This is a genomic window from Streptomyces sp. NPDC023481 (assembly GCF_055560195.1).
This window is the reverse complement of the sequence record NZ_JBVHJE010000007.1, coordinates 227,003-251,482: the sequence shown is the minus strand read 5'-3', so window position 1 is coordinate 251,482 and position 24,480 is coordinate 227,003. Positions and strand designations below refer to the sequence as shown.

4 protein-coding genes are annotated in these 24,480 nt (G+C 73.8%); all 4 read right to left on the bottom strand.

Translation table 11 applies throughout. The features are described from left to right. Positions 1–100 precede the first annotated feature (100 nt). The 4 genes from ACZ3ZD_RS17015 to ACZ3ZD_RS17000 all read right to left on the bottom strand — a co-directional run bounded on the left by ACZ3ZD_RS17015 (position 101) and on the right by ACZ3ZD_RS17000 (position 24,442). A complete protein-coding gene (locus tag ACZ3ZD_RS17015; RefSeq protein WP_467397673.1) occupies positions 101–1,408 on the bottom strand; it encodes an MFS transporter in 1,308 nt (435 codons plus the stop codon). Then, positions 1,405–21,630 (bottom strand): amino acid adenylation domain-containing protein, encoded by a 20,226-nt coding sequence (locus tag ACZ3ZD_RS17010; protein WP_467397670.1) that lies wholly within the window; start codon positions 21,628–21,630, stop codon positions 1,405–1,407. Before ACZ3ZD_RS17010 ends, ACZ3ZD_RS17015 begins: the two co-directional genes overlap by 4 nt. Positions 21,631–21,724: 94 nt before the next feature. Continuing rightward, positions 21,725–21,943, bottom strand: a complete 219-nt coding sequence (locus tag ACZ3ZD_RS17005) for an MbtH family protein (RefSeq protein WP_467397669.1) — start codon at positions 21,941–21,943, stop codon at positions 21,725–21,727. A 222-nt stretch (positions 21,944–22,165) separates the two neighbouring features. Beyond that, on the bottom strand, positions 22,166–24,442 hold the full coding sequence (locus ACZ3ZD_RS17000; protein WP_467397666.1) for an MMPL family transporter: 2,277 nt from the start codon (positions 24,440–24,442) through the stop codon (positions 22,166–22,168). Between the last annotated feature and the right edge of the window lie 38 nt (positions 24,443–24,480).

The window sequence follows — 24,480 nt, the reverse complement described above, 5'->3', positions numbered from 1 at the left end:
GCTGGTCAGTACGCCGATAGCGGGCCGATAGCGGGCCTATACCGAGGTGGTCAGTGGGTGTCAGTGGGTGTCAGTGGGTGTCAGTGGGTGTCAGTGGGTGTCAGTGAGGTTCGGACGGGTCGGCGGAGACCGACGCGGCCGGCGGGGCGGGCGGCGCGGGCTCGGGGCGGCGGGCGGCGCGGACGGCCGGGATCAGGGCGGCGGCGAGCGTGGTCGCCGCCATGACCGCTCCGACGCCGAGCAGGGTGCCGGTCGAGCCGGTCCGCTCCAGCGCGTAGCCGCCGGCCAGCGAGCCCAGCGAACTCGCCCCGGAGCTGAGCAGTCCGGCGACCCCGCCGACCCGGCCCTGCAGCTCGTCCGGGGTGGCCTGCACCTGGTACACGCCGGCCATCACGTTCAGCACCGCCCCGGCGAACGAGGTCCCGGCGAACAGGGCGCCGAGCAGCACCACGTCGGCGGTCAGCGCGACGAGCGGCATCAGCAGCGTCCAGACGGCGAAGACGCAGATCATCACGGTGCCGGGACGCAGCCGCCGGACGACGTGCGAGCCGGTGAGGGCGCCCGCGATGCCGCCGAGGCCCGAGACGACCCCGATGATCCCGATCTCGGCCGGTGAGCCGCCGCCCTCCTTGATGACCAGGACCAGGGCCAGACTGAGCGCCTGGAAGAGGATGTTGGTGACCGCGACCAGACAGATCGCGGCCCGCAGGAACCGCTGGCCCAGCAACCAGGCGAACCCCTCGGCGAGTTCGGCGCGCGGCCGCCACGGTGCGGGGTCGCGCGGGCTCTGGAACTTCGTGCGGATCAGCAGCAGGCCGCACAGGGCGGACAGATGGCCGAGCGCGGCGGCCAGGAACGGCGACCAGCGGGCCGTGCCGTACAGGGCGCTGCCCAGCGGCTGCCCGAGGAGCCCGGCGGCACGCGCCCGGGCCTCGTTCTGGGACAGCGCGGTGGACACCTGCCCGGTGCCGACCACATGGGGTACGGCGGCCCGTTCCGCCAGCCGGTAGAAGATGGAGGCGGTGCCCTCCACGAACGCCACCGCCATGATGTGCGCCAGCCACAGGGTGCCGTGCAGCAGGGCCACGCCCAGGCTGACCATGGCCAGCAGCCCGGCGAGGTCGCAGACGACCATCGTGGTACGGCGATCCAGCCGGTCGACGAGGACCCCGGCCGGCAGTTGGAACAGCAGCATCGGCAGCAGCCCGGCGAACCCCACCAGGCCGGCCTCGCCGGGCGAGCCGCTGTACCAGATCATCAGCAGCGGGAAGGCGACGGTGGCGGCGCGGTCGCCGAGCACCGACAGGCCCGCGCCGAGCCACAGCAGCAGGAAGTCCCGGTTGCGGCGCAGCGGCGGGGGCGGCGGCTGCGGGCCGGCGGTGACGGCCGGGCCGCCGACCGCGCTCACCGCGACCGGTCCACGGGCCGGGCGTCCAGCAGCGGCACACAACGCCTGGCCACCTCGGCACCGGCGTCGCCGTTGGTGAGGACCACGAACCCGCTGCCCCGCCCGACGCGGCACATGGCCAGGGCGTGGTAGCCGTCGCCCGCACCGCCGTGCCCGAACTGCACGTCCGTGCCGAGGTCGTCGACGACCGCGCCCAGACCGTAGGCGCTGTGCGGGTGCTGCGGGGTGAGCAGCTGTCCGGCGGTGCCGGGGCGGAGCAGCGCCAGGGGCCGGCCGAGCCGGGAGCGGCGGACCTCCAGCAGCAGTTTGGCCAGGTCGGCGGCGGTCGTCCACAGCCCGGCGGCCGCCGTGTCGGGCCACTGCCGCCAGCCGCCGTCGACCGGGTGCCCGTCGGTGTCGTGCCCGGACGCCACCGGGTGGGCGCTGTGCTCCGGGTAGGCCTGGTCGAAGCTGCTGCCGGTCATCGCCAGCGGCTCGAACACCAGGCGCCGCATCAGCGCCGGGAAGCTCTCGCCGGTGACGTCCGCGAGGATCTGCTGGATCACGGAGTAGTGCACGTTGGCCTTGCGGAAGACGGTGCCGGGCTGCAGTTCCGTACGGACCGGCGCCAGCAGCTCGGGCAGCGGTACGAGGGCTTCTCCGCGCCGCTGGCCGGTGCTCGGGGTGGGCGTCAGGCCGGCCAGGTGCGCGAGCAGCCGGCGCGGTGTGACCCCGGTGCCGTCGGGCAGCCGCCATCCGGTGAGGTAGGCGTCGACGTCCCGGTCGAGGTCGAGCACGCCCTCGTCCACCAGGCGCAGGGTGCCCAGCGCGGTGACGAGCTTGCTCACCGAGCCGGCCTGGAACGGCGTGTGCGGGGTGACCGGTCCGCCGCCGCCGGCGGACAGCACGCCCTCGGTCCGTACGTCCACCAGCTCGCCGTCGGCGATGACGGCGAGGCTGACGCCGGGCACGTGCGCGGTGAGCAGCGACTCCGGTGAGCCGGTGGCGGCCGCGGAGGCCGTGGTGGTCGTGACGGTCGCGGAGGTCGTGGGCCGGGCCGCCGGCCGGCGCTCGGGCTCGGCCGGTGTGGCGGCCCGTGCCGTGTCGACGGCCGCCGCGACCGCCCGCAGGCTGTCGTCGCGGTAGAGCATCAGCAGGGACAGCGGGTACCCGGCCCGCCGGGCCGCCGCCAGCACCTGGAAGACCAGCAGGGAGTGGCCGCCGAGGGCAAAGAAGCGGTCGTCCCGGCCCACCCGTTCGGCACCGAGGACCTCCGCCCACACTCCGGCGAGCCACCGTTCGGTCGGGGTCCGCGGGGCGTCGTGCCCACGCCGGCCGAACGCGGTGTCGTCGGGGGCGGGCAGCCGGCGCCGGTCGAGTTTGCCGTTCGCGGTGAGCGGCAGCGCGTCGAGCGTCACGAACGCCGACGGGACCATGTACCCGGGCAGATGCCGGGACAGCAGCTCGCGCAGCTCGTCGGCCGCCGGGGGCGCGCCCTGCCCGTCGGCGACCAGGTAGGCCACCAGCCGGGCGTCGGACGGGCCGTCGCCCCGGCGCACCACCCGGGCGTCGGCGACCCCGGGGTGCCGGACGAGCACGGCCTCGATCTCACCGGGTTCGATCCGGTAGCCGCGGATCTTGACCTGGCCGTCGCCGCGGCCCAGGAAGTCCACCGAGCCGTCCGGCAGCACCCGGGCGAGGTCGCCGGTGCGGTACAGCCGGGCGCCCGGCGGGCCGTAGGGGTCGGGGACGAATCGCTCGGCCGTCAGCGCCGGCCGGCCGGCGTAACCGCGGGCCACGCCGGCACCGCCGATGTACAGCTCGCCGGTCACGCCCCGCGGGACGCGGTTCAGCCAGGTGTCGAGGACATGCGCGGTGACGCCCGGCAGCGGCCCGCCGACGGGTATGGCGTCACCGGTGTGCGGGTCGGGGACGACGAACTCGTTGCTGGTCACCGAGGTCTCGGTCGGGCCGTAGGAGTTGACCACGCGGCCGCCGCCCAGCAGCGGGCGGGCCTGCGCCACGGTACGGGCGGTGACGGTCTCCCCGCCGACCACCAGCGCCCGGGCGATGGGGCTCGCGGCCGCCCCGCCCGACTGCGCGGACACCAGTTCCAGGTGGCCGGGGGTCAGCTCGACGAAGTCGAAGGGACCGCGCTTGGCCAGCCAGGCACCCAGCTCGTCCAGCTGCCGGTGGTGCGGGAAGACGTGCACGGTCCGCCCGGCCATCAGCGGGGCCAGCAGCCCGGACACCGCCATGTCGAAGGCCACGGAGGAGAACACGGGCGCCCCGTGCGTGCCGTCGGCGAGGTAGGTGTCCACGACGTACCGCAGGAAGTTGGCGAGCCCCCGGTGGGTGATCTGCACGCCCTTGGGCCGGCCGGTGGAGCCGGAGGTGTAGATGACGTAGGCGACGCCGTCGGGGTCGTCGGCGCGGTCCGGCGCGGTGTCCGGCCGGGCCTCGATCCGCTCCCGGTCCCGGTCGAGCAGCAGCACGGGACCGGTGAAGTCCGCCGGGCGGTCCGCGGTGTGCGCGGACTCGGTGACCAGGGCGGCGGCGCCCGAGTCGGCGAGCAGGTAGCCGAGCCGCTCCGGTGGGAAGGAGGCGTCGAGGGGCAGATAGGCCGCGCCGGCCTTCCACACTCCGAGCAGGGCCGCCATCAGGTCGCGTCCGCGGCCCAGCAGCAGGCCCACGGTCGTCCCGGCGCCGACGCCCAGCGCGCGCAGCTCGTGCGCGATCCGGTTGGCGGCGGCGTCGAGTTCGCCGTACGGCACCGTCTCGTCGTCCACGGCGACGGCGGTGGCGCCGGGGGTGCGGCGGGCCCACTCCTCGAAGCGGCCGGGCGGGAGCCAGGCGGGCGGCTCGGCGGGGCGGGCGGACCAGCGGGCGAGCAGCTCGTGTTCGCCGTCCGGCAGCACCGCCGTACGGGCGTCGCCGTCCGGGTCCGCGGCCATCGCCTCCAGCACCGACCGGTACAGGGAGACCAGGCGGGCCCCGTCGGCGCGGCCGACCGCGCGGGCGTCGAGGTCGAGGACGATCTCGGCACCGCCGGCGGTGACGGCGAACGGGAACTCGTCGTGGCTGGAGCCCATGGCCCCGCCGGCGCCGTCGCGGGCCGGCGCGGTGTCCGGGACGCCGAAGTCCTCGTAGCTGAAGTACACCTGGACGAGCCGGGTCCCGTCGCCGTACCGGTGCTGGACGGCCGGCATCGGGAAGTGCCGGTGCCGCCACGCCTCCAGCTCCCGGTCGAAGACCCGGCGCACCCAGTCCCGCCAGCGGGCGGGCAGCGGGCCGGCCGGGAACGGCAGGGTGTTGAGGTGGGTGCCGTAGACCCGGTCGGCGCCGGGTGCCTCGGGCCGGCAGTGGGTGACCAGGCCCGAGGAGAAGCGGGGTTCCGGGGTGAGCGCGGCGAGCACCCGCAGGTGGGCCGCCAGCAGCACGCTCTTGACGGGCGCACCGGCGGCCGCCGCGAGGACGCGCAGCCCGTCGGTGAGGTCGGCCACCGGGACGCGCAGCTGGTAGCCGTCGCGCCCGGCGCCCGGGCCGCCGTCGCCCCAGCCGTCCGGCAGGGCGAACGGGGCGTGCCCGGTGACGGCCTCCCGCCAGTAGGCGTCGTCCTCCTCGGAGGCCAGGGCCCTCAGCTCGGCGGCCACCGTGTCGGCGAACCGCACCGCGGGCGGGTCGTACGGCGGGACCGGGTCGCCGTCACGGAACGCCCGGTACAGGGCGAGGAGTTCGCCGCGCAGGGTGGCGAAGGTCCAGCCGTCGACGATCAGGTGGGACTGGGTGACGGTCAGCTGCCAGGCGCCGTCGCCGAGCCGGTGCACCAGCAGGCGCAGCAGCGGCGGGGTGTCGTGCGGCAGCGGGGTCCGGCCCTCCTCGGCCAGCGTCTCCCGCAGCACCCGGTCCTGCTCCTCGGCGTCCACACCGGCCAGGTCGACCACGCGCAGCGGCACCGGGGCGGTGTCCCACACCAGTTGCAGGGGGGTGCCGTACGACTCCGCGTCCACCGTGGTGCGCAGCGCCTCGTGCCGGCGGATCAGCTCCTGGACGGCCCGGGTCAGCGGTTCGCGGGAGAACGGCTCGTCGGCGCCCATCCGCACCGAGGACACCCGGTGGTAGGCGAGCGGCCCGCCGTCGGCGGAGAGCATCTCGGCGAGCATGCCGGTCTGCGTCCGGGTGAGCGGGTAGGCGTCGCTCAGGCCGTCCGGCAGGGCGGCCCGGTCCTCGGCGGACAGCAGCGCGAACGGCGCCACCGGCACAACGGCCTCGGCCGGCGCGCCCGCGGCGGCGGCGCGGGCGCACAGCGCCTCGACGGTCTGGTCCTCCAGCACGTCCCGGGCCGTGACGTCGTCACCGGCCTCCCGCAGCCGGCCGGCCACCGCGACCGCCTTCACCGAGTCGCCGCCCAGGTCGAAGAAGCCGTCCAGGACACCGACCCGTTCGACGCCGAGCACGTCCCGCCACACGGCGGCGATCCGTTCCTCGGCGGGGGTGCGCGGGGCGAGGTAGGCGGCGCGGGCGTAGGCGGTGCGGTCGGGGGCGGGCAGGGCGCGCCGGTCGAGCTTGCCGTTGGCGGTCAGCGGGAGCCGCTCGATGCGCTGGTAGGCGGCCGGGACCATGTAGCCGGGCAGATCGCGCCCGAGCCAGTCCCGCAGCCGCGCGGGCTCCACCGGCTGCTCCCCGGCCGGTACGACGTACCCGACGAGGGTGTCGGCGCGGGCGACGACGACCGCCTGGAGGACCGCCGGGTGGGCGACGAGGGCGCTCTCGATCTCGCCGAGCTCGATCCGGTAGCCGCGGATCTTGACCTGGTCGTCGGCCCGTCCCAGGAACTCCAGGCTGCCGTCGGGCCGGCGCAGGGCCAGGTCCCCGGAGCGGTAGAGCCGCGCCCCGGGCGGCCCGAACGGGTCCGGCACGAACCGCTCCGCGGTCAGCTCCGGCCGGTTCAGATAGCCCCGGGCCACACCGGGGCCGCCGACATGGATCTCACCCCGGGTGCCGTCGGGCACCAACTGCCCGTTGTCGTCCAGCAGATGGATGGTGAGGTCGCTCAGGGGGCGGCCGATGGGGTTGCCGGCGCCCGACGCGAAGTCGCGCTGGGTGAGCCGGTGGTAGGTGGTGTGGACGGTGGTCTCGGTGATGCCGTACATGTTCACCAGCGCCACCCGGCCCAGACCCCATCGCTCGGTCCACGGCGTGAGTTCGCCGACCTCCAGCTTCTCCCCGGCGAAGATCACCGACCGCAGGACCAGCCGGCCGATCCGCTCGTCACCGGCGGCGGCCGCCGACACCAGCGAACGGAACGCCGACGGCGTCTGACTCAACACCGTCACCCGCCGCTCCACCAGCAGATCCAGGAACTCCTCCGGCGACCGCGTCACCTCACGCGGCACCACCACCAGCGTCCCGCCGTGCGCGAGAGCACCCCACATCTCGAACACCGACACGTCGAACGCGTACGAGTGGAACATCGACCACACATCGGAGGCGTCGAACGCGTAGTGCTCCTGAGCCGTCTCCAACAGCCGCACCACATTCGCGTGACTCAGTACGACACCCTTGGGACGGCCCGTCGAGCCCGACGTGTAGATGACGTACACCGCGTTGTCCGGCCCCGACACCGACACAGGCGCATCGACCCGCTCCGACCCCAACGCGTCGTCCAACAACACCAGCTCACCGTCGTACCCGTCCAGGACCGGCAGCAGACCCGACTCGGTCACCACCACCCGCGCCCGCGCGTCCGACAGCATGAACGACAACCGCTCGGCAGGGTTCACCGGATCAAGAGGCAGATACGCAGCACCCGACTTCAGCACACCGATCAACGCCGGCACCAGATCGGGACCCCGCTCCAGGCACACCCCGACCAGCGACTCCGCACCCACGCCCGACTCCCGCAGACGCCAGGCCAACCGGTTCGCCCGCTCCTCCACCTCCCGGTACGACAGCGACACCCCACCCGCGACCACCGCCACCGCGTCCGGGGTCCGCGCCACCTGCTCCTCGAACAACGCGTGCAACGTCCCCGACACCGGCACCACCGGACCCCGCGTGCCGGCGGAGGCCAGGATCAACTCCCGCTCACCCGCCGGGAGGTACACCGCCCGCGCATCACCCTCCGGGTCCGCCGCCATCGCCTCCAGCACCGCACGGAACATCCCCGCCAGCCGCTCGGCGTGCGGCTTGGAGACGACGTCGGCGCGGGTGTTGACGTAGAGGCGGTCACCGCGGTTGAAGACGGTCAGGTCGAACTCGTTGGCCGCGCTGGTCATACGGGTGCCGGTGGCGACCCTGCCGGTGTCGACCTGGTGGAAGTCGATGTAGTTGAAGTAGGCGTTGATCAGCCGGCCACCGCCCCGGTCGCGCTGCACGGCGGGCATCGGGTAGCGCCGGTGCGGCCACAGCTCGACCTCGCGGTCGAAGACCTGCCCGACCAGCTCCCGCCAGGTGCGGGCGCTGCGGTCGACGGCGAACGGCAGCGTGTTGAGGTACATGCCGAGCACCCGTTCGGCGCCCGCCGCCTCCGGCCGGGTGTCGCACACCAGGCCCGCGTGGTAGGCGGGTACGTCGGTGAGCTGGCCCATGACCTTCATGAACGCGGCGACCAGCACGCTCTTGTAGGAGACGCCGGCCGTGGTGGCCAGTTCCCTCAGCCGGTCGCCGAGGTCGTCGAAGGGGACCTCCTCGTAGACGGGTTCGGCGGTGGGGCCGGCCCAGTCGCGGGGCAGTGCCACGGGGGCGTGCCCGGTGGTGACGCGCTGCCAGTAGGCGCGGTCCTCCGCCGAGTCCAGCGCGGCCAGCTCGGCGGCGACCGCGTCGGCGAAGCGCACCTCGGGCACCTCGTACGGCTCCGGTTCGCCGCCGTCCCGGAACGCCCGGTAGCAGTCGAGCAGTTCCACCAGCAGCTGGTGGTAGCTCCAGCCCTCGGTGATCGCGTGCGACTGGGTGAAGGTGACCCACCAGGCCTCGTCGCTCTCCTCGTGGGCGAGGATCCGCATCAGCGGGGCCCGGTCGACCTCGAACAGGGCGGCGCGCTGCCGGGCCTGGAGCTCGAAGCGGGCCGCGGTCAGCTGCTCCTCGGTCAGCGAGCGCACGCTGTGCACGGCGACCGGGATCTCCACGGAGGCGTGCACCAGTTGCAGCGGGACCGAGTAGCCGGTGAGGTGGAAGGAGGTGCGCAGCATCTCGTGCCGGGCCGCGAGCACCCGGGCGGCGGCGCGCAGCGCCCTCGGGTCAAGCGGCCGGTCGTCGGCCACCCGGAACGTGTTGACGATGTGGTACGGGTTGCGGTTGCCGCCGGTCGTCTCGATCAGCATGCCGAGCTGGGTGCGGCCCACCGGGTAGGCGTCCGTCACGTCCTGCGGCAGCCGGGCCCGGTCCGCGTCGGAGATCAGCGCGAACGGGGCGGTGAACGCCCGCTCCCGCGCGGTGAGCGTCTCCCGCCCGGCGACCAGTTCGACCAGCCGTTCCACGGTACGGGCCTCGAAGACGTCCCGCACCGCGAGGTCGACGCCCTGGGCGCGCAGCGCGCCGACGAGCGCGACGGCCCGGATGGAGTCGCCGCCCAGGTCGAAGAACCCGTCGCGGACACCGACCCGGGCCACGCCCAGGGCCTGGGCCCAGGCGTCGGCCATCCGCTCCTCGTCGGCGTCGCGCGGGGCCAGGTAGGCGCCGCGGGCGAAGGCGGTGTCGTCGGGCGCGGGCAGGGCGCGCCGGTCGAGCTTGCCGTTGGGGGTCAGCGGGAGGGCGTCCAGCGTGACGTAGGCGGCGGGCAGCATGTACTCCGGGAGCGTGCGGGCGAGCCGGTCGCGCAGCTCCTCGGGGGCGGCCCGTTCGGTGGCGCGGGTGGTGAGGTAGGCGACGAGCCGTTCCTCGTGGACGACCACGACGGCCTGCCGGACCGCGGGATGCCCGCCGAGCGCGGCCTCGATCTCGCCCAGCTCGATCCGGTGCCCGCGCACCTTGACCTGGTCGTCCAGGCGCCCCAGGAAGTCCAGGCTGCCGTCGGCCCGCCAGGCGGCGAGGTCGCCGGTGCGGTACAGCCGGGCGCCGTCCGGGCCGTACGGGTCGGGCACGAAGCGTTCCGCGGTGAGCCCAGGCCGGCCGAGGTAGCCGCGGCCGACGCCGGCGCCACCGACGTACAGCTCGCCGGGCACGCCCACGGGCAGCGGGCGCAGCCACGCGTCGAGCACGTACAGCCGGGTGTTGCGCACCGGCCGGCCGATCGGGACGCGGGTGCCGAGGGCTGCGGGGTCGGACAGCACGGCGTGGGTGACGTCGTCGGAGCACTCGGTGGGGCCGTAGGCGTTCACCAGCGGGATGCCGGGGTGGCGGGCGAGCCAGCGCTCGCACAGCTCGGCGGGGAGCGTCTCGCCGGTGACGACCAGTCTGCGCAGTCTCGGCAGGGCGGGCGCCGCGGCCCCCGCGTCCCAGTGGTCCAGCGCGGTCCGCAGCAGCGACGGCACGACCTCCAGGATGGTGATCCCTTCGGCGGCGACCCGGGCGAACAGCTCCTTCGGGTCGAGCGCCGTGGCCCCGTCGACCGTGCGCACGCTGCCGCCGACGACCAGCGGGGCGAGCATCTGCCACACGGAGATGTCGAAGGCCGGGGAGGCGTTCTGTACGACGCTGTCGTCGGCGTCCAGCCCCAGGTCCTCGATCTTCGCCAGCAGGTGGTTGCCCATGCCGTCGCGGCGCACCATGGCGCCCTTGGGGCGGCCGGTGGAGCCGGAGGTGTAGATGACGTACGCCAGCCCGTCCTGTCCGGCGAGCGGCTCCGGGTCGGTGTCCGGCTGGGCACCCCACGAGTCCGGACGGTCGGCCAGGACGCGGGTCACACCCTCCGTGTCGGGCACCGCTGCGTCCGTGGCCCCGGCGGTGAGCAGGAAGCGGGCCCCGGCGTCCGCCAGCATGAACCGCAGCCGGTCGGCGGGCGCCTCCGGGTCGAGCGGCAGCCAGGCGCCGCCGGCCTTGAGCACCGCCAGCACGGCGAGGACCAGCTCGGGGGAGCGTTCCAGGCAGACGGCGACCAGGGTCTCCGGGCTCACCCCGAGTCCGCGCAGGTGGCGGGCGAGCCGGTCGGCGCGGCCGTTCAGCTCCCCGTACGTCACCACCCGGTCGTCGGCGGTGACGGCCACGGCGTCCGGGGCCAGCGCCGCACGGCGCTGGAACTCCTCCGGCACGCGCAGGTCGACCGGGGTGCGGGCGGTGTCGGTGAGGGTCTCCAGCAGCAGCCGGCGCTCGCCGTCGGGCAGGCAGCCGGCCCGGGCGTCGCCGTCCACGTCCGCGACGATCGCCTCCAGCACCGCGCGGTACATCGCGCGCAGCCGCTCCCCGTCGGCCCGGGCGAGGACGGCGGTCCGGGTGGACAGGCTCAGCCGGTCGGGCCGGCAGTGCACGGTGACGTCGAACTCGGTGCGGTTGGTGCCGAGCCGGGCGTCGGCGCGGGTCCCGTCGCCGTCCTGCCCGTCCTCCCCGTCCAGGCGGGGCAGGTCGACGTAGTTGAAGGCGACGCTCACCAGCCGCCCGCCGCGCCAGGCCCGCTGGAGGGCGGGGAACGGGTAGCGCCGGTGGGGCCACAGCTCGACCTCCCGGTCGAAGACGCGGGTGATCAGCTCCCGCCAGGTGCGGGCGGAGCGGTCCACGGGGAACGGCACGGTGTTGAGGTGCATGCCGTACACCCGGTCGGCGCCGAGCAACTCGGGACGGGCGTCGACCACCAGGCCCACCTGGAAGGCCGGGGACTCGGTGAGCCGGCTCATCACCTTGGTGTGGGCGGCCAGCAGCACGCTCTTGACGGAGGTCCGCAGCCGGGTGGCCACCTCGCGCAGGCCCGGTTCCAGGTCGGCGAGGGGCAGCACGAGGTCGTAGCCCTCGCCGGGTTCCGCGGCGCGCTCCCAGCCGTCGGGCAGGGTGAGCGGCGGGTGGCTGTCGACGATGTCCTGCCAGTAGGCGGCGTCCTCGGCGGAGGCGAGGGAGTCCAGCTCGGCCGCGATGTAGTCGGCGTAGCGGACGTCCGGGGCGTGGTGGGGTGCCGGGTCCCGGCCGTCGCGCAGGGCGCGGTAGCAGCCGAGGAGTTCGGACAGCAGCCAGTTGTGGCTCCAGCCCTCGGTGATGGCGTGCGGCCGGGACAGTGACAGCCACCAGCCGTCGTCGGTGACATAGGCGGTCACCCGCAGCAGCGGGGCCCGCCCGAGGTCGATCTCGGCGTTCCGCTCGGCCAGCAGCAGCCGCATCAGCGCCTCGTCCGGCTCGTCCCCGGCCGCGCCGGGCACGTGGTGGACGGTGACCGGTACGTCGGTCCCGGCGTGCACCAGCTGCATCGGCACCGAGTAGGAGTGCAGGTCGAACGAGGTCCGCAGCAGCTCGTGCCGGCCGACGACGGTCCGCGCGGCCCGGCGCAGGGCCTCCTCGGCGAACGGGTGGGGGTCGCGCACCCGGTAGGCGACGAAGCTGCGGTAGGCGTCGCCGCCGTCGAGCAGCTCGACCACCATGCCGGTCTGCACCTGGGACATGGGGTAGGCGTCGCTCAGGCCGTCCGGCAGGGCGGCCCGGTCCTCGGCGGACAGCAGCGCGAACGGCTCGACCGGACCCCGGGTCGCGGCCGGGGCGTCGCGCCCGGCCAGCAGGTGGGCGAGGTCGCCGACGGTACGCCGGGCGAAGACGTCGGTGACGGAGACGTCCAGGTTCTCGGCGCGCAGGGCACCGACGAGGGCGACCGCGCGGATGGAGTCGCCGCCCAGGTCGAAGAAACCGTCGTGCACCCCGACCCGGTCCACGCCGAGCACGTCCCGCCACACGGCGGCGATCCGCTCCTCCAGCGGGGTGCGCGGGGCGACATAGCGGGATGCCGCGTAGGCGGTGCGGTCGGGGGCGGGCAGGGCGCGGCGGTCGAGCTTGCCGTTGGCGGTCAGCGGGATCGCGTCCAGCGTGACGAAGGCCGCGGGCACCATGTACGAGGGCAGCGACTGCCCGCACCGGGCGACGAGTTCGGCACCGGACGGCGCCTCGTCCCCCGCCGGGACGAGGTAGGCGACGAGTTGCTCGTCCCGGACGACGGCGACGGCCTCACGCACCCCGGGATGCCCCGCCAGTACGGCCTCGATCTCCCCCAGCTCGATCCGGTAACCCCGGATCTTGACCTGGTCGTCGGCCCGTCCCAGGAACTCCAGGCTGCCGTCGGGCCGGCGCAGGGCAAGATCCCCCGAGCGGTAGAGCCGCGCCCCGGGCGGCCCGAACGGATCCGGCACGAACCGCTCCGCGGTCAGTTCCGGCCGGTTCAGATAGCCCCGGGCCACACCAGGACCCCCGACATGGATCTCACCGGGCACCCCGATCGGCACCAACTGCCCCTGCGGGTCCAGCAGATGCACGGTGAGATCGCTCAGCGGACGCCCGACCGGATTGCCCGCACCACTCTCCAGGTCCGCCTCGACGACCCGGTAGTAGGTGGTGTGGACGGTCGTCTCGGTGATGCCGTACATGTTCACCAGCACCGGCCGGTCCAGCCCGAGCCGCCGCACCCAGGGCCGCAGCTCACCGAACTCCAGCTTCTCCCCGGCGAACACCACCGACCGCAGGACCAGCCGGCCGATCCGCTCGTCACCGGCGGCGGCCGCCGACACCAGCGACCGGAACGCCGACGGCGTCTGACTCAACACCGTCACCCGCCGCTCCACCAGCAGATCCAGGAACTCCTCCGGCGACCGCGTCACCTCACGCGGCACCACCACCAGCGTCCCGCCGTGCGCCAGGGCACCCCACATCTCGAACACCGACACGTCGAACGCGTACGAGTGGAACATCGACCACACATCGGAGGCGTCGAACGCGTAGTGCTCCTGAGCCGTCTCCAACAGCCGCACCACATTCGCGTGACTCAGTACGACACCCTTGGGACGGCCCGTCGAGCCCGACGTGTAGATGACGTACACCGCGTTGTCCGGACCCGACACCGCAGGCGGCGCATCGACCCGCTCCGACCCCAACGCATCGTCCAGCAGCACCAGTTCACCGTCATACCCGTCCAGGACCGGCAGCAGACCCGACTCGGTCACCACCACCCGCGCCCGCGCGTCCGACAGCATGAACGACAACCGCTCGGCAGGGTTCACAGGATCAAGAGGCAGATACGCGGCCCCCGACTTCAGCACACCGATCAACGCCGGTACCAGGTCGGGACCCCGCTCCAGGCACACCCCGACCAGCGACTCCGCCCCCACACCCGACGCCCGCAGACGCCAGGCCAACCGGTTCGCCCGCTCCTCCACCTCCCGGTACGACAGCGACACCCCGCCCGCGACCACCGCCACCGCGTCCGGTGTCCGCGCCACCTGCTCCTCGAACAGCGCGTGCAACGTCCCCGACACCGGCACCACCGGACCCCGCGTACCGGCGGACGCCAGGATCACCTCCCGCTCACCCGCCGGGAGGTACACCGCCCGCGCATCGCCCTCCGGGTCCGCCGCCATCGCCTCCAGCACCGCACGGAACATCCCCGCCAGCCGCTCGGCGTGCTCCTGGGCGAGGACGTGGGAGGTGGAGCGCAGGCTCAGGACGCCGTCGAGGGCGGTGACGGTGAGCGCGAACTCGTTCGGCGCGTCGTTGAAACCCCAGCCGTCCTCGGCCTGTTCGGCGTCCATGCGGTGGAAGTCGAGGTAGCCGAAGAAGACGTCGACCAGGCGCCCGGCACCCCGGTCCTGCTGGATGGCCGGCATCGGGAAGTGCCGGTGCGGCCAGGCCTCGATCTCCCTGGCGGACACCTGCCCGACCAGTTCGCGCCAGGTCCGCGCGGTGCGGTCGGCGGGGAAGGGCAGGGTGTTGAGGTAGGTGCCGTACAGCCGGTCGGCGCCCGCGGCCTCCGGCCGGGAGTGGGTGACCAGGCCGGCGTGGTAGGCGGGTGCGTCGGTGAGCTGGCCCATGACCTTCATGAACGCGGCGACCAGAACGCTCTTCACGGACGTCCGCGCGGCGCGGGCCAGCTCCCGCAGCGGCGCGTCGAGGTCGGCGTACCGGGTGCCGGCGCGCACCACCTCGGCGGGGCGGGACGGGTCGCCGCGCCAGGCCTCGGGCAGGGTGACCTTGGCGTGCCGGGCGACCAGGTCCTGCCAGTAGGCGCGGTCCTCCGCCGAGTCCAGCGCGGCCAGCTCGGCGGCGATCGCGTCGGCGAAACGCACCTCCGGCGCCCGGTACGGCTCCGGCTCCACGCCGTCGCGCAGGCTCTGGTACAGGCGGACCAGGTCGACCAGGAAGAGCTGGTTGCTCCAGCCGTCCATCACGGCGTGGCTCTGCGTGAAGGTGCACAGCCAGCCGTCGTCGCCGAGCAGGTGCGCGTACACCCGCAGCAGCGGCTCGTCACCGGCGAAGTCGAACGGCCGGTCGCGTTCCCGGGTGACGAACTCCCGCATGCTCCGCCGCTGTTCGTCGCCTGGGAGGGCACTCAGGTCGCGCAGCGCGACGGGTACGTCGGCCTCGGTGCGCACCAGTTGCAGGGGGCGCGAGTAGCCGGTCAGCGCGACCGTCGTACGCAGCGCGTCGTGACGGGCGACCAGCGTCGCGACGGCCGTGCGGAAGGCCGCCTCGTCGAAGGGGCGGTCGTCGTGGACGCGGTAGACGTTCACGTTGTGGTAGTTGCGCTGCTCGCTGTCGGCGAGGGTCTCCACGAGCATGCCGGTCTGCACCAGCGACAGCGGGTAGGCGTCGGACACGCCCTCGGGCAGCCCGCGCCGGTCCTCGGCGTCGAGCAGCGCGAACGGGGCGACGCCCGCGGGGGCGTCGGCGGCCGGCTCGGTGCGGCCGGACAGCGCGCCGGCCAGGCCGGCCACCGTGCGGTGGGCGAAGACGTCCCGGACGGACACGGCGAGACCGGTGGCGCGCAGGGCGCCGATCAGGGCGACGGCCCGGATCGAGTCGCCGCCCAGCTCGAAGAAGCTGTCGTGCACGCCCACCCGTTCGGCGCCCAGCACCTCGCCCCACACCGCGGCGAGCCGCTCCTCCAGCGGGGTGCGCGGCGCGGTGTGGCCGTCGGTGGTGTAGGCCTCGCTGCCCGGTGCGGGCAGGGCCGCGCGGTCCAGCTTGCCGTTGGCGGTCAGCGGGATGGCCGGCAGGGTCACGAACGCCGTCGGCAGCATGTACTCGGGCAGGGTGCGGGCGAGCCGCTCGTGCAGCCGCGCCGGTGCCACGGCGGCCTCGGTACCGTCGTCGGCGGCGACGAGGTAGGCCACGAGGCGCTGTTCGCCGGGGTGGTCCTCGCGCAGCACCACGCGCGCGTCGGCGATGCCGGGCTGAGCGGCGAGCGCGGTCTCGATCTCCCCGAGTTCGACACGGTAGCCGCGGATCTTGACCTGCCCGTCGCCGCGGCCGAGGAAGTCGACGCTGCCGTCGGCGAGCATCCGCACCCGGTCGCCGCTGCGGTACAGGCGGGCGCCGGGCGGCCCGAACGGGTCGGGTACGAACTTCTCGGCGGTCAGCTCCGGGCGGCCCAGGTAGCCGCGCGCCACGCCCGCCCCGCCGATGTACAGCTCGCCGGGGACACCGGTCGGGACCGGCTGGAGGCGGTCGTCCAGGACGTACATGGTGACGCCGGGCAGCGGGCCGCCGATGGGCATGATCTCCGGCAGGGCGGCGGCGCCCAGCGGCCCGGGTACGTCCCAGGTGCAGGTGCCGACGGAGGTCTCCGTGGGGCCGTACTCGTTGACCAGCCGGGTGGTGGGGGCGAGGGCGTGCCAGGCGGCCACGACGGGGCGGCGCAGCGCCTCGCCGGCCACGACGAGCAGCGGCGCCAGCCGCGCCGCGCGCTCCGCGTCCAGCTGGTGGGTGAGCACCTCCAGGTGGGCGGGGGTGAGCTTCACGAAGGCGTACGGGGCGTGCGCGGCCAGGGCGTCGCCGAGCTGCCCGAGGTCGAGGTCCTGCGGGAACGTGTGCACGGCCTGGCCGGCCACGAGCGGCGCCCACAGGTTGGGCACGACCAGGTCGAAGGCGACGGAGGAGAACAGCGGGGCGCCGCCGCCGGCGCCGGTGAGTTCGTCGCGGGCCCAGCGGACGTGGCCCGCGAGACCGCCGTGCGGGACGAGCACGCCCTTGGGCCGGCCGGTGGAGCCGGAGGTGTAGATGACGTAGGCGAGCCGGGCCGGGTCGTCGGTCCGCTCGGGCCGGCGGCCGGGCCGGGCGGCCACCGCGGCCCGCTCCCGGTCCAGCACGACGGTCGCGGCCGGGCCCCCGGCGTCCGTCCGGTCGGTGTACGCGGACTGCGTGAGCAGTACCCGGGCGCCCGCGTCGGCGAGGATGCCGCCGACCCGGTCGGCCGGGAAGGACGGGTCCATCGGCACGTACGCGCCGCCCGCCTTCCACACGGCGAGCAGGGCGGTGACGAGGTCGGCGCCGCGGTCGAGCAGCACCCCGACCACGGACTCGGCCGTCACCCCGAGCGCGGCCAGGTGGTGGGCGAGCCGGTTGGCGCGGGTGTCCAGCTCCGCGTACGTCAGCCGGGTGCCGCCGTCCACGACCGCGACCGCGTCGGGGGTGCGCCGGGCCTGCTCCTCGAACAGCTCCGGCACGGTGTGCGTGACGGGCTCGGCGGGGTGGACGGCGAAGGCACCGGTCAGCCGGTCGTGCTCGTCGGCGGGCAGCAGCGGGCGCCGGGCGTCGCCGCCGAAGTCGGCCGCCATCGCCTCCAGGACCGTACGGAACATGGCGCCGATCCGGTCGGCGTGCTCCGGGGCCAAGGCGCGGGTGTCGGCGGTGAGGAAGATGCTCTTCACCCGGGACGAGATGGTCAGCGGGAACTCGGTGGGGCTGTCGTCGATGCCGACGGCGTCGTCCACGAGGCCCGCGTCGACCTGCCGGAAGTCCTGGTAGTTGAAGAAGACGTCGATGAGCCGGCCGCTGACGCCGGTGTCGCGCTGCACGGCGGGCAGCGGGTAGCGGCGGTGCGCCCAGCTCTCCACCTCCCGCGCGAAGACCCCGCGGACGAGGTCCAGCCAGGTGCCGGGTATCCGGTCGAAGGCCAGCGGCAGGGTGTTGAGGTACATGCCGTAGACGCGGTCGGCGCCGGTCACCTCGGGCCGTACGTCGTAGACCAGGCCGGCGTGGAACCGGGGGGCGTCGGTGAGCAGGCTGAGCACCTTGCCGTACGCGGCGATCATCACGCTCTTCAGCGAGGCCCGGGCCTCGGCGGCCAGGGCGCGCAGCCGCGGCTCCAGGTCGTCCCACAGCACACGGACGTGGTACTTGCCGCGCGGTGCGTCCGGGGCCCCGGCCCAGGCGGTGGGCAGGGTGAACTTCTCGTAGTCGGCGACCACCCCGCTCCAGTACGCGCGGTCCTCGGTGCCGGCGAGGGAGGCCAGCTCACCGGCGACGGAGTCGGCGAAGCGCACGGCCGGCCGCTCGTACGGCTCGGGCGGCTCGCCGTCGCGGAACCGGTGGTAGCAGGTGAGCAGCTCCATGAGGAGCGAGTGGTAGCTCCAGCCCTCCATGATCGGGTGGCACTCCGTGACGGAGATCCACCAGTGGCCGTCGGCGACATGGGCGTGGAACCGCATCAGCCCCGGCACGTCGAGGTCGAAGGCGTGGGCCCGTTCCTCCCGGACGAACCGGGCCAGCGACTCCTGCAACGCCTCCGGGCCCAGCTCGCGCAGGTCGCGCACGCCGACGGTCACCTCGGCGCGCTCGTGCACCATCTGCAGCGGTACGGAGTAGCCCGTCAGGTGCAGCGAGGTGCGCAGCATGTCGTGACGGGCGGTGACCTCGCCGGCGGCCCGCCGGAAGGCGGCCGGGTCGAAGGGCCGCTCGTCCAGGATCCGGAAGCAGCTGCAGTTGTGGTAGTGGTTCTTCTCCTCGTCCGCGAGCATCTCGATGACCATGCCGGTCTGGATCTGCGACAGCGGGTAGGCGTCGACGACCCCCTCGGGCAGGCGGGCCCGGTCCGCGTCGGGGATCAGCGCGAAGGGCGCGACGAGAGCGAGGTCGTCGGTCTCCAGCGTGGCCCGGCCGGTGAGGAGTTCGCCCAGTTCGGCGACGGTACGACGGTCGAAGACGTCCCGCACGGTGAGGTCGAAGCCCTGTTCGCGCAGGGCGCCGACGAGGGACACCGCGCGGATGGAGTCGCCGCCCAGGTCGAAGAAACCGTCGTGCACACCGACCCGCTCGACCTCCAGGGCCTGCGCCCAGACGGCGGCGACGCGTTCCTCGACGGGGGTGCGCGGGGCGACATAGCGGGACGCCGCGTAGGCGGTGCGGTCGGGGGCGGGCAGGGCGCGCCGGTCGAGCTTGCCGTTGGCGGTCAGCGGCAGCCGCTCCAGCGTGACGAACGCCGCCGGCACCATGTACTCGGGCAGGTCCCGGGAGAGGAACGTCCGCAGCTCGGCGGCGTCGGGCGCGCCGTCCTCCGCCGGGACGAGGTAGGCGACGAGCTGCTCGTCCCGGACGACGGCGACGGCCTCACGCACCCCGGGATGCCCCGCCAGTACGGCCTCGATCTCGCCGAGTTCGATCCGGTAACCCCGGATCTTGACCTGGTCGTCGGCCCGTCCCAGGAACTCCAGGCTGCCGTCGGGCCGGCGCAGGGCCAGGTCCCCGGAACGGTAGAGCCGCGCCCCGGGCGGCCCGAACGGATCCGGCACGAACCGCTCGGCCGTCAGTTCCGGCCGGTTCAGATAGCCCCGGGCCACACCCGGACCCCCGACATGGATCTCACCGGGCACCCCGATCGGCACCAACTGCCCCTGCGGGTCCAGCAGATGCACGGTGAGATCGCTCAGTGGACGCCCGACCGGATTGCCCGCACCGCTCTCCAAGTCCGCCTCGACGACCCGGTAGTAGGTGGTGTGGACGGTCGTCTCGGTGATGCCGTACATGTTCACCAGCACCGGCCGGTCCAGCCCGAGCCGCCGCACCCAGGGCCGCAGCTCACCGACCTCCAGCTTCTCCCCGGCGAACACCACCGACCGCAGGACCAGCCGGCCGACCCGCTCGTCACCGGCAGCGGCCGCCGACACCAGCGACCGGAACGCCGACGGCGTCTGACTCAACACCGTCACCCGCCGCTCCACGAGAAGGTCCAAGAACTCCTCCGGCGACCGCGTCACCTCACGCGGCACCACCACCAGCGTCCCCCCGTGCGCCAGGGCACCCCACATCTCGAACACCGACACGTCGAACGCGTACGAGTGGAACATCGACCACACATCAGAGCCGTCGAACGCGTAGTGCTCCTGAGCCGTCTCCAACAGCCGCACCACATTCGCGTGACTCAGTACGACACCCTTGGGACGGCCCGTCGACCCCGACGTGTAGATGACGTACACCGCGTTGTCCGGACCCGACACCGCAGGCGGCGCATCGACCCGCTCCGACCCCAACGCATCGTCCAGCAGCACCAGCTCACCCTCGAACCCGGCGAGGAGGTCCGCCTCGGCGCCTGCGGTGACGACGACGCGGACGCCGGCGTCGGACAGCGCGTACCGCAGCCGCTCCACCGGGTGGGCGCTGTCGAGCGGGACGTAGGCCGCACCCGCCTTGAGCACGCCGATGAGCGCCGGTACGAGGTCGGGGCCGCGCTCCAGGCACACCCCGACCAGCGACTCCGCACCCACGCCCAGTGCCCGCAGACGCCAGGCCAACCGGTTCGCCCGCTCGTCCACCTCCCGGTACGACAGCGACACCCCGCCCGCGACCACCGCCACCGCGTCCGGGGTCCGCGCCACCTGCTCCTCGAACAACGCGTGCAGGGTGTGGGTGACGGGGTGGGCCGAGGCGGCGGCGTTGTGCAGGCCGGAGACGAGGAAGGCCCGCTCGTCCTCGCCGAGCAGATCGAGACGGGACAGCGGGGTCGACTCGTCCTCGACGGCCTGCTGCAGCAGGCGGACGAAGTGCCGGGCCATGCGCTCCACGGTGCCGGGCGTGAACAGGGCCGTGGCGTAGACGAACTGGCCGCTCAGAGTGCCGTCCGGGCCCTGGTTCACCTGGAGTTCGAGGTCGCACTTGGCGATGCCGCCGGTCAGCGGGTACGGCTCGACGGCCAGGCCGGGCAGGCTCAGCGTCTCGCGGCCGCGCTCGTGGAAGGTCAGGGCCACCTGGTAGAGCGGGGTGCGGGACATGTCCCGCTCGGGCTGGAGTTCGGCGACGAGCCGGGCGAACGGCACGGCCTGGTGCTCGTAGGCGTCGACCAGGCTCTCCCGGGCGGCGGTGACGAGCTGGGAGAAACGGGGATCGCCGTCCCAGCGGCCGCGCATGACGAGGTTGTTGATGCCGTAGCCGATCAGCTGTTGCAGTTCGGGACGGGTGCGGCCGGAGACGACCGTGCCGACGGGGATGTCCCGCAGCCCGGTGTAGCGGGCGACGAATGCCTGGAAGGCGGCGAGGAGGACGGCGAACGGGGTCGCGTCGTGCCGCAGGGCCAGCTCGCGGACCCGGGCGGACAGCCCCTCGGGCAGGGTGAAGGCCACGTCGGCGCCGTCGTGGTCGCGGTACGGCGGCCTCGGGTGGTCGGCCGGCAGATCGGTGGGCGTCAGGTCGGCGAGCGCCTTGCGCCAGTGGTCCAGGTGGGCGTCCAGCTCGCCGGCCGCCTCACCGGCGCGCTGCCAGGCGGCGAAGTCGGCGTACTGCACGGGCAGTTCGGGCAGCGCGGGCTCCTGGCCGGCGGTGAACGCGCCGTAGAGGGCGGCGAGTTCGGTGCCGAGGACGCTGGTGGACCAGGCGTCGAAGGCGATGTGGTGGAAGACGACGTACAGGATGTGATCGCCGGCGGCGAGCCGGACCAGTCCGGCCCGCACCGGCCACTCCTGCTCCAGGTCGAACGGGGTGACGGCCGCGGCACGCGCCACCTCGGCGGCGGCGCGCTCCCGTTCCCCGGGCGAGGCGCCGGACGCCTCCTGGAGGGGCAGCGTGAGCTCCCGTGGCCGGTCGATGACCTGGACGGGGTCGCCGTCGCGCAGGGTGTAGCGGGTGCGCAGCACCTCGTGCCGGGCGAGCAGCGCGTTCCACGCGCGCGTCAGCGCGTCCGTGTCGAGGCCGCCGCGCAACCGGAAGGCAAGCGGCACCAGGTATTCGGGGCTGCCCGGTTCCAGCCGGTTGAGGAACCACATCTGCTGCTGGCCGAAGGACAGCGGCAGCGGGCCGGAGCGGTCGGCGGGCGGGATCGTGGCGCGGCGGGCCCGGGAACGGCCGCCGAGCCGGGCGCGCAGAAGCCTCTCCTGGAGGGCGTCGACATCAGAGTTCCGCTGGTGGGGTCCGCCGCTCATCCGTATCCCGTCCTCCTGCTGCTGCCGCTCACCGAAGAACCGATCCCGGTCCGGCCGGAATCGGTGGTCGTGCCGAACTACGCCGCCGCGTGTCTCAGTGCGCGGTCTCCTGCTCCATACGGCGGCGCAGGCTGAGCGGCCGCATGTCGGTCCACACCTCGCCGATGTACTCCAGGCATTCCGCGCGCTTTCCCTGCTTTCCCTCGGCACGCCATCCGGCGGGCAGTTCGCGGTCCGCCCACCAGATCGAGTACTGCTCCTCGTCGTTGACCACGACGTAATAGACCTGTTCGTCGTCCCGCTCGTCCGCCATCGCGATTCCTCCGCTGGAAATGGTGCGTTGGGAAGTGCTGCGTTCCTGAATTCCGGGGCTATGCGCGACAGCACTCTTCTGCAGGGCCCGATACTCCGTCTATAGCGGCGCTATCCGTGTGCCTGCCGCGAGCGCGGGCCGCGTCCTCGGGGGCGGGGGAATGACTCCGGCCGGAGCCCGGGAGGACCGGGCTCCGGCCGGAGCGGGGGGACGGGGGCTGGTTCAGGTGCGCCGGACGCCCTCGGTGGGGCGGCTCGCCGGGCCGGCGGGCGCGGCGGCGGGCGCGGTGCGGTGCGTGCCGCCCGGCAGGCGGCGCAGCCCGCGCGGCAGCTCCCAGGCCCGCTTGCCCAGCAGGGCCAGGGCCGCCGGCAGCAGGATGCCGCGCACGAGGGTGGCGTCGATGAGGATGGCCACGGCCATGCCGACGCCCATCATCTTGTTCTCGATCGCGGACAGGGTGATGAAGATGGTGAACACCGCGGTCATGATGACGGCCGCGCTGGTCACCACGCCGGCGCTGGCGGCGACACCGCCGACGATGGCGTCCCGTGGCTGGGCGCCGGCCTGCCGGCGTTCCCTGATCCGGCTCAGGATGAAGATGTGGTAGTCCATGCTGAGCCCGAACAGCACCACGAACATGAACAGCGGCAGCCATTCCGCGACACCGCCGTACGAGGTGAAGCCGAGCGGCCCGCTGAGGTTGCCGTACTGGAAGACCCAGGTGAGCACGCCGTACGAGGCGCCCATCGACAGCAGGTTGAGGGCGATGGAGACCAGCGGGATGGTCACCGAGCGGAACACCAGGAGCAGCAGGACGAACGCCAGCACGAGCACGAACGCGATGACCGCGAAGGTGCGTCCGCCGAGCTGGTCGGCGAAGTCGTGGGCGAACGCCGTCCGTCCCGCGGTGGCGTACTCGACGCCGTCCACCTTGCCGAGGGTGCGGGGCAGCGCGGTGTCGCGCAGGGTCTCGAGCGCCCGCTGGGAGGCCGCGTCGGTACCGGAACCGGCCAGCGGCACCCGGACCACCAGGACGTCGTCGACGCGGACCGTGGAGACCGGGCCGGAGAGCCGGCCGCCGCTCGCGGCGATCTCGTCGTGCAGCCTGCCGACGGCGGCGCGCACCGCGGGCGTGTCCGGTGATCCGCCGCCGGTGTTCCACACCGCGATCCGGGCCGGGGTGGGCGAGCCGGGGAAGGCGTCCTGCATCCGGATCGCCGCGTCCACGGTCGGCGCGCTGCGCGGCAGGCTGTTGACGACGGCGGCGTCCTGCAGGTGCATGGAGAACATCGGCAGCGCCATGACCACGAGGGCCACGACGGCGGCACCGCCCCACACCAGGGGCCGCTTGACGACCTTCTGGGCCAGCCGGCGCCAGGTCGCCGACTCCAGCACGGTGGTGCGCCGCTTGCCGAGCCAGGGGATGCGGCCCTTGTCCACCCGGTGGCCGAGCGCGGCGAGCAGCGCGGGCAGGACGGTGACGGAACCGACCATCGCCAGGCCGACGATGACGATCGTGCCGAGGGTGAGCCCGCGGAAGACGTCGAGGCCGCTCAGCAGCAGTCCGCTGACGCAGAGCATGACGGTGACGCCGGAGACGGCGACGACGTGCCCGGAGGTCTTGGCGGTGATCCGCAGCGCCTCGGCGACCGTACGGCCCGCGGCCCGTTCCTCGCGTTCCCGGCGCAGGTAGAACAGCGAGTAGTCGATGCTGACGGCGACCCCGATCAGCAGGATCATCGAGGAGACCGCGCTGTTGACGGCCACCCACTGGCCGAGCACGCCGATCAGTCCGAAGGCGGCGGCCACGGCGGTGGCGGCGAGCAGCAGCGGGACGGCCGCCGCGACCAGCGCGCCGAACACGATGAGCAGGATGACGAGGGTGATCGGCAGGGAGGTGCTCTCGGCGCTGGAGAAGTCCTTCTTCACCGCGTCGTCGACGGCCCGGGAAAGGCTCTGGTCACCGGCCTGTACGACACGGATGTCCGGGTGCCGGCCGGCCACCTCGTGGACGGCGTCGACCACCGCGTCGAAATGGGCGTCCATTTTCTCGTTGGGCCCGGCGACGAAAAAGGTGACGAGGCCGGACCGCCCGTCGGCCGAGATCTGCCGTTCCCCCCGGGGATCCAGCGGGGTGCGCAGTTGCGAGACCGTACCGGGGGTCTTGTCGAATGCGGCGACCAGGTCCCTGACCGCCTGCTGCATTTCCGGGTCGTCCCTGAATTTCGGCCCGTCCTTGTCGCGCGACTGGACGAGGACGTTCTCCAGGACGGGTTCCCAGTCCTTCTGTTCGTTCAGAACCTGCTGGGCCACCCCGGATTCGCCGGGGTCCTTGGTGACGGCGCTGTCGCCGGACACCAGGGAGGTGGACAGGACGGCCAGCATGACGAGTGCCAGCCATCCTCCGACGGCCAGCGCGCGGTGCCGGATCGACCAGCCGGCGACGCGTTCGACCAGGGTGCCGTTCTGCGGGTTTAACCGCTTGCCCTTGGGCGGCATGAACTAGGGTCCTTCCGTGAAGGGGGGCTGGTGAGAGA

Coding starts and splice junctions, on each gene's coding strand:
- ACZ3ZD_RS17010 (WP_467397670.1), bottom strand. CDS start 21,630: ATGAGCGGCGGACCCCACCAGCGGAACTCTGATGTCGACGCCCTCCAG.
- ACZ3ZD_RS17005 (WP_467397669.1), bottom strand. CDS start 21,943: ATGGCGGACGAGCGGGACGACGAACAGGTCTATTACGTCGTGGTCAAC.
- ACZ3ZD_RS17000 (WP_467397666.1), bottom strand. CDS start 24,442: ATGCCGCCCAAGGGCAAGCGGTTAAACCCGCAGAACGGCACCCTGGTC.